Annotated in this window: 17 protein-coding genes; 16 read left to right on the top strand and 1 reads right to left on the bottom strand. The window is 41.7% G+C overall.

Annotation, left to right across the window (positions count from 1 at the left end; all coding sequences use genetic code 11):
• The first annotated feature begins 12 nt into the window (after window positions 1-12).
• The 6 genes from traK to ACMXI2_RS17645 are packed head-to-tail and all read left to right on the top strand — an operon-like array spanning window position 13 to window position 4,494.
• Window positions 13-618, top strand: a complete 606-nt coding sequence (gene traK, locus ACMXI2_RS17670) for a conjugative transposon protein TraK (RefSeq protein WP_298735605.1) — start codon at window positions 13-15, stop codon at window positions 616-618.
• Between the two features lie 9 nt (window positions 619-627).
• The gene (locus tag ACMXI2_RS17665; protein ID WP_483777408.1) at window positions 628-1,089 is read left to right on the top strand and encodes a hypothetical protein; all 462 of its coding nucleotides are present in this window, start codon (window positions 628-630) and stop codon (window positions 1,087-1,089) included.
• A gap of 5 nt (window positions 1,090-1,094) precedes the next feature.
• Window positions 1,095-2,408, top strand: coding sequence for a conjugative transposon protein TraM (gene traM, locus ACMXI2_RS17660; RefSeq protein ID WP_483777407.1), 1,314 nt, complete (start codon window positions 1,095-1,097; stop codon window positions 2,406-2,408).
• Between the two features lie 28 nt (window positions 2,409-2,436).
• The gene (gene traN / locus ACMXI2_RS17655) at window positions 2,437-3,279 is read left to right on the top strand and encodes a conjugative transposon protein TraN (protein WP_483777406.1); all 843 of its coding nucleotides are present in this window, start codon (window positions 2,437-2,439) and stop codon (window positions 3,277-3,279) included.
• Window position 3,280: 1 nt separating this feature from the next.
• Entirely contained in the window at window positions 3,281-4,195 is a 915-nt protein-coding gene (locus ACMXI2_RS17650) for a hypothetical protein (RefSeq protein WP_483777405.1), read from the top strand.
• A complete protein-coding gene (locus ACMXI2_RS17645; RefSeq protein WP_483777404.1) occupies window positions 4,192-4,494 on the top strand; it encodes a hypothetical protein in 303 nt (100 codons plus the stop codon). Before ACMXI2_RS17650 ends, ACMXI2_RS17645 begins: the two co-directional genes overlap by 4 nt.
• 65 nt (window positions 4,495-4,559) lie before the next feature.
• On the opposite strand, the gene ACMXI2_RS17640 is transcribed toward ACMXI2_RS17645, so the two are convergent.
• Complete coding sequence (locus ACMXI2_RS17640; RefSeq protein ID WP_483777403.1) at window positions 4,560-4,805, bottom strand: sensor histidine kinase; 246 nt, start codon at window positions 4,803-4,805, stop codon at window positions 4,560-4,562.
• A 129-nt stretch (window positions 4,806-4,934) separates the two neighbouring features.
• Between ACMXI2_RS17640 and ACMXI2_RS17635 the strand changes: the two genes are divergently transcribed.
• From ACMXI2_RS17635 to ACMXI2_RS17590, 10 genes are all read left to right on the top strand, one after another.
• Entirely contained in the window at window positions 4,935-5,756 is an 822-nt protein-coding gene (locus tag ACMXI2_RS17635) for an AraC family transcriptional regulator (protein WP_483777402.1), read from the top strand.
• 87 nt (window positions 5,757-5,843) lie between these two features.
• A complete protein-coding gene (locus tag ACMXI2_RS17630; RefSeq protein ID WP_483777401.1) occupies window positions 5,844-6,326 on the top strand; it encodes a hypothetical protein in 483 nt (160 codons plus the stop codon).
• Between the two features lie 175 nt (window positions 6,327-6,501).
• Window positions 6,502-7,254, top strand: coding sequence for a hemerythrin domain-containing protein (locus ACMXI2_RS17625; RefSeq protein WP_483777400.1), 753 nt, complete (start codon window positions 6,502-6,504; stop codon window positions 7,252-7,254).
• 34 nt (window positions 7,255-7,288) lie between these two features.
• Window positions 7,289-7,738, top strand: coding sequence for a DoxX family protein (locus ACMXI2_RS17620; protein ID WP_483777399.1), 450 nt, complete (start codon window positions 7,289-7,291; stop codon window positions 7,736-7,738).
• Between the two features lie 149 nt (window positions 7,739-7,887).
• On the top strand, window positions 7,888-8,661 hold the full coding sequence (locus tag ACMXI2_RS17615; protein WP_483777398.1) for a sulfite exporter TauE/SafE family protein: 774 nt from the start codon (window positions 7,888-7,890) through the stop codon (window positions 8,659-8,661).
• Window positions 8,661-9,815, top strand: coding sequence for a chromate efflux transporter (gene chrA, locus ACMXI2_RS17610; protein WP_483777397.1), 1,155 nt, complete (start codon window positions 8,661-8,663; stop codon window positions 9,813-9,815). Before ACMXI2_RS17615 ends, chrA begins: the two co-directional genes overlap by 1 nt.
• A 28-nt stretch (window positions 9,816-9,843) precedes the next feature.
• Window positions 9,844-11,718, top strand: coding sequence for a fibronectin type III domain-containing protein (locus ACMXI2_RS17605; protein WP_483777396.1), 1,875 nt, complete (start codon window positions 9,844-9,846; stop codon window positions 11,716-11,718).
• A 171-nt stretch (window positions 11,719-11,889) separates the two neighbouring features.
• Complete coding sequence (locus ACMXI2_RS17600) at window positions 11,890-12,318, top strand: DoxX family protein (RefSeq protein WP_483777395.1); 429 nt, start codon at window positions 11,890-11,892, stop codon at window positions 12,316-12,318.
• Between the two features lie 2 nt (window positions 12,319-12,320).
• Window positions 12,321-13,094 (top strand): TSUP family transporter, encoded by a 774-nt coding sequence (locus tag ACMXI2_RS17595; protein WP_483777394.1) that lies wholly within the window; start codon window positions 12,321-12,323, stop codon window positions 13,092-13,094.
• A 30-nt stretch (window positions 13,095-13,124) separates the two neighbouring features.
• On the top strand, window positions 13,125-14,501 hold the full coding sequence (locus ACMXI2_RS17590) for a TolC family protein (protein WP_483777393.1): 1,377 nt from the start codon (window positions 13,125-13,127) through the stop codon (window positions 14,499-14,501).
• Window positions 14,502-14,503: the final 2 nt, after the last annotated feature.

Raw genomic sequence — 14,503 nt, 5'->3', positions numbered from 1 at the left:
ATGTTTCAAAAAATGAAAAGTATTCAGGGGGCATTTTCGCATGTCCGGTTATTCACAATGGTTATTATTCTGCTGTCTTTCTGTTTATGCGGATTCACTATATATAAATCCATGTTGCTGGCATCAAAGACGCAGGATAGAATTTATGTTTTGGCAAATGGAAAAATTCTGGAAGCGTTTGCCAGCGAAAAGAAAGACAACATTCCTGTAGAAATCCGGGATCACGTCAAGATGTTTCATTTCTACTTTTTTACGTTAGACCCGGACGAAACGGTTATCAAGAATAACATTGTACGTGCATTGTATATGGCTGATGTTTCCGCAAAGAGGCAATATGAGAACTTAAAAGAAAGCGGTTATTACAATAACATTATTTCAGGCAATATTTCCCAGAAGATAGAGGTGGATAGCGTTTCTGTTAATGTAGATCAGTATCCTTATTACTTCCGGTGCTACGGACACCAGCGGATTATTCGTGCTACGAGTATCGTCACTCGTACTTTAATAACGGAAGGATTTATACGGAATATTTCCCGAAGTGATAACAATTCGCACGGATTCTTGATCGAAAGATGGGCAACGTTGGAAAATAGAGATTTGAATACAGTAGAGCGTTAAACGTTTTTTATGTGGAAAATATTTAAGCGTAAGACCGGGCGTACTTCTATCGTTCACGCTCTTTTCGAGCGTTGTTCCGGCAAGGTAGAAGGTTATCAAAGACGCTATGCAGATTATCTGAATAAAAAAGTGGCTGGCTGGTCTGCTTTCAGGGTTAAGGTAGTGTTGGTGGCATTCATTCTGTGCTACGTTTCAGTTACTGCATTAGTACTGATAAATGCGGCAGGTTCTTCAGATAGCCGTATTCGGGTACAGCCAATCTATCAGCCCAGGAATGTGATCTCTCCTGACATAAAGGACTATGAAACTGAGCCTATTTATATGACATGGAGGATTCGGAGGTTCCGCAAATATCTCGATAGCCTGAAAGCTGATATGGCAGGAAAGACAGTCTATGACAGCATTGTGGCGGCAAGGCCCGGACTAATCGATAGCCTTACGCAAATAGAAGCATTGGAAAATAAAAAATGAGGTGTATGAAAAATGAGGAAAGTGCAGTAAATGAAAAGCTGCGAAAACAAAAACAGTTTCTGATGGTGATGCCCATTCTGGTACTTCCTTTTTTAACAATTCTACTATCATCGTTCGGTGTAATCAGTAGAGATGCTAAGAAGGTGATGGCAGACGTAAAAGTGCAGGGCATTAATACCGATTTGCCGGGAGCAAAAGCGTCTGCTGACAGCAGTTGGAATAAGCTCATGTACTACGAAATGGCTGATAAGGATTCGGCAAAGTTGCGTACTCTGAAGGAGAAAGATCCGTACTACACGCCGCCTGCTGCGCATGAAAATATTTTTAGCATGGATACGTCAGATAATGGTTTCGGTAACGAAAGGACGTATAGTACGGATCGGTATGGTATTACAGGAACAGGGAGAGATGAAAGTGAGGAAAAAGTTTACCGGAAGATAGCGGCTATAAATGATGAGCTTAACCGCAGTTCAGCAAAGGATCAGGTATATCCTAATGCCCCTGATAATCCGAAAGACAAAGTTGAAGTGCAGGGCATTGACCGGCTCGAAGCGATGATGAAGGAAATGAGCGAAGACAAGCCAGATAAGCAGATGGAGCAAATTTCAGGTGTTTTGGAAAAGATACTGGATATACAGCATCCCAACCGTGTAAAGGATCGAATACAGGAAATGTCTGAAGTGAACAGAAGTCAGGTATTTACAGTGAAGACCTCGCGGGGGGATGATGTGGTATCTCTGATGGAGGCCGATACCGGCAGGAAAAATTCATTCCTGGATTCATTGAGAGCAGCCCGAAATGGCACCTTCAATAGATTCTATTCACTGGAAGATGAACAGACTGAGGTGAAGCAAAACACTGTACGTGCTGTTATCGCTGAATCGAAGGAAGTAATGGATGGTTCAAAAGTTCAGCTTCGGCTTTTGGAAGAAATATATGTTGCCGGCGTTCGTGTCCCCAAAAATGCGTTCGTTTGGGGCAAAGGAAAATTAGCTGAGGGTCGGTTCATAATCAATATCACTTCAATTCAATCCGGGAATAATATTCTACCGGTTGATCTCAGTGTATATGATATGGATGGGATCATTGGAGTTGATGTAAATGCGAATATGGCGACAGAGGTTACAAAGCAGACAACTGATCAGGCAATTCAAAGCCTGAGTATAGCCAGCCTTGACCCAAGTATTGGAGCGCAGGCAGCAAGCGCCGGTATTCAAGCGGCAAAGTCGTTAGTTGGACGGAAAATGAAAGTAGTCAAGGTAAACATCAGAAGTGGTTATGATGTGCTGCTGGTTGATAATAATGTTAAGAACCGATAATTATTGAGTAAACTAAAAAAAAGAGAATATGAAAAGGTTATGTGTTGCATGGATTGTGAGTTGTATTCTTTTTGTTACTGCCAACGCTCAGGATGTAAACGATCATCCTGAAATAAGGGCGAAGGAGATAGCCCCTTATACGTTATGGGTGAGCCTTAACCAAACGAGTAACCTCATCTTTCCTTATGAAATCAAAAGTGTTGATCGTGGTAGTAATTCTATACTGGCACAGAAGGCAAAGGGAGCGGAAAATGTATTGCAGGTAAAAGCCGCCAGCGTCAATTTTTCTGAAACAAATCTTTCCGTAATTACTGCTGACGGTAGACTGTATTCCTTCCTGTTGAATTATTCAGAAGAACCTTCCGTTTTGAATCTGCGGTTTTACAAAGTTGGTGATGACGGGCGAAGCGTATTGATTAAAGGAACAGAGCATGACAAGGAATTTTACAAATTGACAAGCTCGGAGGTAAAGCAGAACCGAAACTTCTTGCGAAAGCGGGTTTCTGAACAGATGATAACACTTGCACTGGAAAGTATCTACATGCGAGAGAACACGATGTTCTTCAAACTTGCTATTCACAATAATTCACTTATTACCTACACGCCGGATTACATAAAATTTATTGTAAAGGATAGAAAGAAGGCGAAGAAAACTGCTATTCAGGAAAAGGTGATGGTTCCCAGTTTTGTTAGCGATCAGGAAGGTGTTACTGGTAATAATGCGGTTAGAATTGTCATGGCCTTCCCATCTTTTACAATCCCTAGAAATCAAGACTTGCTTATTCAGGTTGGTGAAGTGAATGGCGGTAGGACGCTGATTTTGAAGATCAAGCATAGGGTATTGCTGAAGGCTCGGCAACTGATTAAATGAAATGGCTGGTAATGCAGCTTTTCCTGAAACCTTAAATTTTATTTTTATGGAAGGAAATGATAGCAATCTTACGCAAAAGCACTTTATGCTTATTGGTTTAAAGGAAGCGTATAACGATGATTTAGTTCGGAAGATGAAGGAGGGGCATCCATCTATAGAACACAATTACTCTAAGCAGTATGAGGATGGAAAGAGCGATACCGTTTTTCATCTGAGAAAGTCGGCAACTACGGGTGACTATTTTCTGAATAAGTTCACCATGTCCGCTCAAAAGGACGGTAGTGGAGAATCGAGAACCCACACATTCTTTATGAATCATAAAAAAGATGATGAGGGCGGGCAAAAGGTAAAGGACAACTTTACGTATAAGATGGCCTTTAATTTTCTGCAAGGCAGACCAGTTCACCATTCTAAAAGTGATTCGTGGGAAAGGATTAAGCCAAAAGAGAAATTGCAGAATGGCAATTATAACTCGGAGCGGTTTGACAAGGCATACGGGTACAATTTGGGCAAGGTGATAGATGAATATTCAGTAGTGTATAAAGGTGCGTTGAAGGAATCCCTGGAAAGAGGCAATCTTCAAAAGGAAAAGTTCCTCAATAAAGACGGACAACATGAAGAACTTTATGTTACACCCGGTATCCGGTCAGGAAGCCTTGTTCTCCTTGATCTGGATAAAAAGCCTGTACCTCTCGATCAACAGATTGAAAAAGGATTTATCAGTGAAGATTTGGGGCAAAAATTGAAGCAGCGGCAGCTAGAACAACAGCAAAAGACAAAAGTGGAGAATAAGCAGACAAATAAACAGACGGAGAAACCGGGGGGCGGGAAGAAGCAATCGACAAAGAAAAGTCAGCAGCAGGAAAATGGTGAAAAAAAAACTGAGAGAAGAAGGCAAAAACAGGGAGCGGGATGATGGCATTCGAGAATTACATTGCTGACTTCATGGATATGGTAGGTGAAGATCCGAAGATGGGGCCAAAACACGTGAGCCTTATGCTGGCAATCCTTTATTTCTTTTACCGGCAAGGCTGTGTAAATCCAGTACAGGTTTTTTCGGCCCAATTACGAGAGCAGGCCAAAATTCGGTCAGAAAGGATTTATTTTTATTGCATGAAGGATTTAAAGGAATGGGGTTACATAAAGATGAATCCATCATATAGGCCAGATGTAGCAAGCCTGATTACATTGCGGGAGATAGGAAGTCGGGGATAATAAAATGGAGCAGGCATTCACCTGCCCCATTCCGCAATTGAACATCACATGAATATTTGTTATCCTCATGACATATCTGCCGTAGTTAGGATCAATGTTTGAGGGGTGATTTTTTCCGGTAAGCTCTGAGTAAATGTGCTGCCGTGTTCAAGTTTGCTTTTTACGGTTAGAAAACCGTTAAGCTGATTTGCATATGTTCTTGAAACGTGGAGGCCAATTCCAAGTCCCTGCGCTGACTTATCCAATCGCGCACCTCGCTCAAATATAGATTGCAGTTTGTCATCGGGTATCCCTATACCTTGATCCTGCACCGTAAGTACGAAATACAGTTAGTCCATTTAAAAAATATTTGTAATTTGGCGTAAACGGTCTTATGACAAATGGACTGGAACATTCATATTGCTATTCGACATTTGTTTAACATACTGACATAATTCTACATGAGTTCCAAACTTCAGATAAAAGATAAAAGCGAATCTGGGAAATCCATAAAGATCGCGCCGTTCAAGAAGGAGATCAGAAAAACTGTTCCACATAAGCACAATAATTATTTTGAGATACTTTACCTTTCGCAAGGGAGTGGCTTCCATTATATTGATTCAAGAAGGTTTGAAGTTAAACCGCCGGTCATGTATTTTATTCGCCGTGAACAGGTACATTACTGGGAACTGGATAGTGAACCGGATGGTTATGTAATTATAATAACGAAAGCGTTTATTGAAAAAACCTTGGATAGTGAGCTTAAAAATTTATTTGCCAAAATTAGCAAACAAAGCAGTGTATCCACACGAAATAGTGCTACTATTCAAGCTGTTTTTGAACTGCTAGTGGATGCTAATAATAAAGAGGGTGTATATGTGTTTCACATGATTGAAGGGTTGCTGAAGGCGTTGCTGGCAAAAGTATTAGAAGTTGCAAAGCCGGTTGCGAGTATGGCAGAGATCGCTTCTAACCTCTATCAATCCTTCTTTTCCTTGCTAAGCTCTGAACAGGTGATTAAAAACAAGGTGCAGTATTATGCTGAACAATTGGGAACATCTCCACAGAATCTGAATATTGCCTGTCGTAAAGCAGTTAACCAGTCATCAGAAGAAGTGCTTTCTGAGTTTATCATTAGTGAAGCGAAACGGTTGTTAATTTATACAGATAAGACAATTGCAGAAATTTCTTTTGCTTTGGATTTCACTGACCCTTCCCATTTTGTAAAATACTTCAAACGGAAAACCAATCAAACTCCCCTTGTATTCAGGCGTAGTAGCTGATACCATGATTTTTTCAAATATACCATGAATTAATTACGTATTGTGTGATATTTGTGTCATGTTAGGTTGTTCATATAAAAACAAATTATGAAACTGCCGATTTTGTTCATAATGGCATTCCTTTTCATTGCCTGTAGTTATAACAAGCCCAAAGAAGATGGTGATTGGATAAAAGGATCTGAAAAGGAAAAGATCAGCACTATTGAAAGGCAATTCCGGGGTTTTGATAATGCAATGGTTGAAACCGGCTACCGTTACCAGGAGCTGTATTGGGCCGGGCAAGATGAAAATTGGGAGTACGCTGCTTATCAGCTTGACAAAATAAAAACAGCTATCGAAAACGGGTTGGAGCGCAGACCCAAAAGAGCCGCATCTGCACAGAGTTTTTTAAACACTACTATCCCTGCCATGAAAGAAGCGATCAACAAAAGGGATACGGTCATATTTAATCGCAGCTTTATCACCTTTCAAACGGCATGCCGTTCATGCCACATTGCTGAAAAGGTACCTTTCATTCAATCTGCCATTCCAAAAACAAGGTTATCTCCTGTAAGGTTTACAAAGGAATAACCTCCTTTGCATTTAACAACATTTGTTTGAGTTAATGGCTGAACCCGCTTTGTTCTTGCTGCCTGTAATAAATCATTAATCTTTATAGCCTGTTGTAGGTGTTCTTGCGTGCTATGCTGTTTGCTGACAAATCACTGGGCTATAAAATTTATTCATCGTCTTCAAAAGTGTCATTATGGAGAATTCAATTAAGCACTTAAAAGAGAATGAGCTAAATTCCGGCCACAGCCGGAGGGATTTTATTGAGAGTGGATTAAAACTTACTGTTGTTTCTGGTATTATGAGCATAGGGCTCCTAACAGGGTGCAAAGCGAAGGAGGAAGAAAAAGCGGAAGAAGAAGTAAGCCCGCCGGAAGATCTTATGCGTGAGCACGGTGTTTTGAACCGGGTGCTGTTGGTGTATGATCATTTCTTAGTAATGCTTGCTTCTAACCAAAGTATTAATCCACAATTGGTAACGGATTCAGCCAGTATTATCCGCACTTTTATAGAAGAGTATCACGAAAAACAGGAAGAAGATTATCTATTTCCGCGCTTTGAAAAAGCAGGTAAACTCACTGACCTTGTAGGGGTGTTGAGGGTTCAGCATCAACAAGGCAGAATGATTACTGATCAGATACTGCAACTTGTAAAACGACCTCAAATATCTACAGATAACGATAAGCAAAAACTGAATGGTCTGTTATCGTCTTTTATTCGCATGTATCGCCCGCATGAAGCGAGGGAAGATACGGTACTATTTCCTGCCTTGCGGGATATTGTCAGCAAACATGAATTTGATAGCCTGGGTGAAGATTTTGAAAAACGCGAACATCAGCTATTTGGAGAAGGCGGATTTGAGCAATTTGTAGATAAAGTAACCAATATAGAAAAGCAATTAGGCATTTATGAGCTAGCACAATTTACGCCTAAAGCAGCAGGGCAGTAAAGTTTTAATAAACCGGCAACTAGAAAATTGGTTTATGCAAAGCGACATTCAGCCACTTGGTTTTTCATATTTGTTGATACGGTTAATACCGGGTTTGATTTTCTTATCGGAAGGGATACAAAAATTCCTGTTACCGGGAGATGTTGTGCCAGGCCGTTTTGAAAAAATAGGCTTTGCCCATCCTGAGTTTTGGGCATATTTTACTGCAAGTATTGAAATATCATGCGGACTGCTGCTGATTGTAGGGTTTCTAACTAGATGGGCCGCAATCCCTTTGCTGGTTGTAATGGTTATTGCATTTATAACTACCAAAGTACCCATACTTACCGAAAAGGGTCTTTGGGCGATGGCACATGAATACCGTACCGACTTTGCCATGACCCTATTACTGATATTCATGATTATAAACGGCGCTGGAAAGTTTCTATGGATTGCTGGATGTCCCGCCATTAAAGAAGTTCCAGTAACGCTTCATAACGGATAAATGTTGAATTTATGAAAATTGACAGTGATAATTACTACCCGGCATCGTTATCTATGGGAATCTGTTTTTGGCCGGGGTACTAAATGCTTTGAGCGTATTAGGATATTGGCTCAGCACCCGAAGTAAACTATCAAAAAAAGATCAGCACAATGCAGGAGCTTTTCAATGAACCTGTTTGGGTATATGTACTTATCTTTTTCTCAGGATTGCTTGCTTATGTTATTGCCACCCTTTCAGGCGGAGGCGGTTCATTACTACTTGTACCGATAGTTAGTTCCTTTATCGGAGGTAAGGCAGCCGCACCTATTATTAACCTGGGCAATTTAATCGGAGAGCCGGTAAGGATTGTTTTATTCTGGAAAGCTATTCAGTGGCGTATTGTGAAGTATTATTTGCCATCAGCTATTGCAGGTGCAGTGCTAGGCGCATGGATATTTTCCAATATAAAACTGGAATGGTTGCAGATCGTTGTGGGTTTATTTCTTATCAGCACGATTTTTCAATACAGGTTCGGCAAAAAGGAAAGATCATTTAAAATGAAGCTGGCCTGGTTTATACCGATTGGCTTTTTTGTTGTGATATTTTCCACTTTAATCGGCGCTACCGGGCCTGTTCTCAATCCCTTTTATCTGAATTATGGCCTGGAAAAAGAAAAAATGATCGCAACAAAAACCATTAATTCTTTCCTGATTGGTCTTGTGCAGGTTTCAAGTTACACTGCATTGGGTTCTTTAAAAGGAAATATGTGGATTTACGGGATTTTAATAGGTGCCGGCGCCTCTGTCGGAAATTGGTTGGGGAAACGATTTTTGAAAAAAATAAGCAGTGCTGTGTTTAGAAAACTGGTTATTGCAGTAATGGTAATCAGTGGTTTGATAATGCTTGTGAAACAGTTAATTGATTTTTTAAGTAAGATAGTATAATGACTGACGAAAAGAAAGCGGATATACAGCCCTCAACATTAGCCGATATAGCAAAACTGTTCCTCAAACTAGGCATTATTGGTTTTGGCGGCCCAGCAGCGCATATTGCCATGATGCAGCAAGAGATAGTAACCAGGCGAAAGTGGATGAGCGAACAGCATTTTTTAGATTTACTCGGCGCTACCAATCTGATTCCTGGCCCAAACAGTACAGAACTAGCCATTCACATAGGACGTGAAAAAGCAGGTTGGAAGGGCTTAATTATTGCAGGAGCATGTTTTATCTTCCCTGCCGTTCTGATTACGGGTTTATTTGCCTGGTTATACAAGCAGTATGGGCAATTACCGCAGGTACAGCCTTTCATCTATGGGATAAAGCCTGCAATCATTGCCGTAATTCTCGCAGCTATTTTCCCGCTGGCTAAACGGTCACTGAAAACAGCAGAATTGGGCATCATCGGATTTGCAGCATTAGTGCTTTCATTACTGGGGTTCAATGAGGTTTACATCATGTTCGGAGCTGGGTTTCTTGCATTACTGCTGGCTTCTTTCAGACGGAAATATTCCAAAGGTAATGTCAATGGCCTGTTTCCTGTTATGTTCTTACAAATATCGGGCAGTACCTTACTTTCAGCCTCCAACCTGAATTTATTCCTGATATTTTTGAAAATAGGCGCTATCCTGTACGGCAGCGGGTATGTTTTATTTGCTTATGTTGAAACTGAATTGGTAGCAAGAGGAATAATATCCCATCAGCAATTAACGGATGCTATTGCGGTAGGCCAATTTACACCAGGGCCGGTATTCTCATCAGTAACCTTTATCGGTTACCAGGTAAACGGCTTTTCAGGAGCGGTAGTTTCAACAATTGGCGTTTTTTTGCCGTCTTTTTTATTCGTGGCACTGTTAAATCCCCTTGTCCGGAAAATGAGAAAATCGACCGCCTTTTCTGCATTTTTAGATGCCGTAAATATTGCTTCCGTTGCGGTAATAATAGCAGTATGCTATCAATTAGCCAGGGATGCTGTTACAGATTGGCGTAGCATCTTAATCGGGCTGATCAGTCTTTCGGTAACCTTTGGTTTAAAAAAAGTAAACAGTGTTATCATTGTAGCAGGTGGGGCTTTGGCAGGTTATTTATTGGCATTCCTTTGAAAAAATTTAACGTTAATACAAATACCAAATGAAAAAATCCGCTTTGCTTTTGCTATTGATTACTTCCTTCGTCAACTGCATTTCACAGGAGCGCCGGGTTCCGGCATCATACAGTAATATTCACTATGATGAAAACGGAAGGCTGTATTTTCACAAGGAGAATGAAAAGTATTATGCAGATACTACCGGCTCCAGGTACAGTGTACAGGATATGCTGGGAAAGCCTTCGGGGACGGATGATGGAATAATAATGGATTTTGGCGCTTTAAAAGGAACTATTACCTATGGCCTGATACCTTATGGAAAAGCGGCGCATCCATTGCCTGTGTATCGTTTCACCAATGCTTTGCAGGGGGGAAAGGCAATCATTAATATTAAACAGGCTTTTCGAGATCCTTATGATATGGTGGGGTGGCAACAGAGCGGTCAGCTATCAATCGGTTACCGGTTAACGGACGAAAAAGGCATGATCATTTATGACGGCGTGGTAAGCGTTACCGGAAAGGGGCCTTTTGTTCCGGTTCCGACTATTTATGATGGCCCTTATGTAAGTGGCGTCAATCACCATGCTGCAACCATTTGGTTTGAAACCGACAGGCCGGTTAAAGCTGTGGTGGCAGTGAATGGGAAAACCTTTGCCGATACTGCTGAGCAAACACATCATGAGATAGTTATTGATGGGTTAAAGCCAGGTCTTGAATATTCCTATACTGTTCAGTACGGAACTCTGGCGCAATCCTATTCCTTTAAAACTACACCATTGCCCGGCAGCAGAAAGCCGTTTGTATTTGCTTATACCAGCGATAGCCGTCATGCCCAGGGTGGCGGAGAAAGAATGATCTACGGGGCCAATGCCTATATTATGAAAAAGATTGCCGCTGCGGCTTATCAACATAAAGCGGCTTTCCTGCAATTTACAGGCGATATGATCAATGGATACCTGTCTAATAAGGAAGAACAGCTACTACAGCTTACCAACTGGAAAAAGTCTATCCAACCATTCTGGCATTATATGCCGGTATATGTGGGCCAGGGGAACCATGAGGCATTGGGTCATATTTTTAAGAACAGAACAGGCGCACAGGCTGCATTTATTGACAAGTTTCCTTATGCTACGGAATCTGCTGAGGCCATCATGAAGCAGGCATTTGTAAATCCTTTGAATGGCCCGGAAAGTGAAGATGGCAATAAGTATGACCCCGACAGCTCACAGATTGATTTCCCCTCTTATAAGGAGAATGTGTTTTACTATACTTATGATAATGTGGCGGTAATTGTGCTCAACAGCAATTACTGGTACGGTCCCACAGTAGGCCGGGAAGCATCTACCAGCGGTGGATTGCATGGTTATTTGCAGGACAACCAGATAAAGTGGCTGAGGCAAACCATTAAAAGGCTGGAGAACGACAAGAATATTGATCATATTTTCGTTACACAACATACGCCGGTATTTCCCAATGGCGGGCATGTTGGGGATGATATGTGGTATAATGGCAACAATGAAAAACGTCCTTATATAGCTGGCTCTCCTGTGGAAAAGGGAATTATTGAACGCCGGGATGAATACTTGGATATTCTTATTAATCAAAGCAAAAAGGTGTTGGCAATATTAACGGGTGACGAGCATAATTACAACTGGCTGCAACTAACAAAAGAAGTGAACATATACCCGGACACTTATCCTCATAAAAAGCTCAACGTATCAAGACCGCTGTACCAAATCAATAATGGAGCTGCCGGAGCGCCTTATTATGCGCAGGAAAAAGCGCCGTGGAGCGAACATACCAAAGCGTTTAGTGTGGAAAACGCTGTATGCCTGTTCTTTGTGGAAGGTAAAAAGGTAAGCATGAAAGTGATTAATCCAGATACTCTGAACCCAATTGATGAAATCCGGTTAAGGTAACTGCCTGGTATTCAGGTAATTTTCCTTAATTGAGGGTCATACCATATTTTTTTCAAATATACCATAAAACAACCGTTTAATTTGCAATATTTGCTGCGGCCTTCTTACAGCTTCAGGGAAGACTTATCACAGCCCGGAAAATAAGTAAGAGAGGTTCATAACGGGATAAGTATGCTAAAAAAAATAATGCTAACGGATAGTGCGAAAACCACCATCCTTGTTCGGTTAATGGTAGGCGCTGTTTTCCTTTCTGAAGGTATTCAGAAATTCCTGTTTGCCGATACGCTTGGCACCGGCAGATTCCAGAAAATAGGAATACCTGTCCCGGAGTTTTTCGGGCCCTTTGTAGGCGCTGTTGAAATAACCTGTGGGATATTGATACTGATTGGACTGTTGACACGGTTTGCCGCCATTCCCCTCATTACTATCATGCTGGTGGCAATAGCTACTACAAAGGCGGCGGTACTCGCCAACGACGGCTTTTGGGAGATGCTGCATGGCAGCCGTACTGATTGGGCCATGCTGTTAGGTGGTATTTTCCTGCTGATCAAAGGCGGAGGCAAATGGTCAGTGGATCACCAGATAGTACAACACAATTAGAGATGGAACTGGTTGTAATCGCTATTGCCAGCCTGTTGGTATCTTTACTTACCTTCTTTTCCGGTTTTGGGCTAGGAACGATCCTGATGCCGGTATTCGCTATTTTCTTCCCGGTGGATGTGGCTATCGCGTTCACCGGAATCGTTCATTTGCTGAACAACGTTTTCAAGTTGTTTTTAACTGGCAGGCAGGCCGACAAAGCTACCCTGTTGCGTTTTGGCATTCCTGCTATTATCGGTGCATTTGCAGGCGCTCAGTTATTACTTCGCATTACGCATTGGCAGCCCCTGTACACCTATACGATCAGCAACAAAATATTTTATGTTACTCCCGTAAAATTAACGATCAGCATACTATTGATAGTTTTTTCATTAATTGAAGTTTTACCCAAATTCAAGCAGCTTCAATTCGGGAAAGATAAAATGATCTTTGGCGGCTTTGCAAGTGGATTCTTTGGCGGGTTATCCGGTAACCAGGGCGCTTTGCGAAGCGCTTTCCTCATTAAAGGAGGCTTATCAAAAGAAGCATTTGTTGCCACCGGGGTGACCATCGCCTGCCTGGTAGACATCTCAAGATTGTCTGTTTATTTCAAACAGTATTTAAGTGTGGGCATCCGTGAAAATAGTTTGTTGTTGTTAATAGCTACTGTTGCAGCTTTTGCCGGAGCATTTTCAGGGAACCTGCTTTTGAAAAAAATAACGCTTCCCATTATTCAAAAGATGGTCACTGTTATGCTGATATTGCTGGCCGTGGCCTTGGGTCTTGGACTGATTTGATAAATACAAATGACAATAAAATAAACGAATATGCATAGATTCCTGTTAAGGCTTTTACAATGTTTTGCCTGCCTGCTGGTGAGTATTCAAAGCGGGTTCTCACAAGAAGTATCAGCCGGTACAACATTGAGGGAATTGCTGCAACTGGCAGAAACGAATTATCCGCTGCTAAAATCAAAAGCATGGGAAATAAAAGCGGCTCAAAAGGGAACCAGTGCCAGCAAAAGTACACTTATCCCATCATTGGACGCGTCCTATCAGGTGAATTATGCTACTTATAACAATATCACCGGTATGGCGTACCCGCAGTTCCTTGTTCCCATCAGCGGCCCCCCGTCTGCCGATAATAATTATAGCGGTGTATTTGGCAGCGCCACCAGCTTGCTGCTGAACTGGCAACCGGTCACTTTCGGGCAGCGTCAGTCACAAGTGGATTTTGCGAAAGCAGGTGTACAATATGCCCAGGCTGATGCACAGAATGAAATATTTCAGCATAAGATCAGGGTAATCAATGCCTACCTGGACATTGCGACGGCCATAGAGCTGGAGAAAGTCTACCAGGAAAACCTTACCCGTACAGAAGCAAATTTATCAGTTGCAAAAACACTGGTAATAAATGGTATTAAACCGGGTGTGGATACTGCTTTATTAAAAGCGGAAGTTTCCAGGGCAAGGGTGGATCTACTGAACAGCCGGAAGTATAGAGAACAAACCGTTATTACCCTTTCCGGATTACTGGCATTAGATAGCTTGCCATCTTTTGCGGATGCCAGCTACTTTAGCAAAGTACCATCCGATTACATGGCATCAGACACGGCAAAGAACCCGCTATTGTCTTTATACAATTCAACTATTGAATTGAGTAAAGCAAAGAAAAAGATATTGTCCAAAACCACGATGCCTACGCTCGGCCTGTGGGGCACCGCTTATGCAAGAGGTTCAGGAATTGATAATAATAACAACGTAAAATCAACGGACGGCCTTGCCTTTCAGCGATATAATTACGGGGTGGGGTTGCAATTAAGCATCCCTATTTTACAATTTGCAAGAGTAAAACCACAGGTACAACAACAGGACTTCCTGGTGAAGTCCAATGAAGAGAAGCTAAACGAAGTTTCCTTACAGATCAGGAAACAGAACGAGTTGGCGGATACCACGTTAAGCACTGCATTAATAGTAGCACAGGAAAGCCCTTTGTTCTATGAATCAGCCAGTTTTTCCTATAAAGCGTTACAATCCCGCTATCAATCAGGATTAGCCAATTTTTCGGACTTGGTGCAGGCGCAATATGTACTCGTAAAAGCGGCCACAGATAACAAAACGGCTTTTATGGGCGTCTGGAAGGCATTGTTGTATAAAGCGGCTGTAAATGGAGATCTGAATTTATTTTTAAAACAGGTTAATTAGCA

The sequence above is a fragment of the Chitinophaga sp. G7 BAM 1005 genome, assembly GCF_057126945.1.
This window is presented reverse-complemented; position numbering and strand designations above follow the sequence as displayed.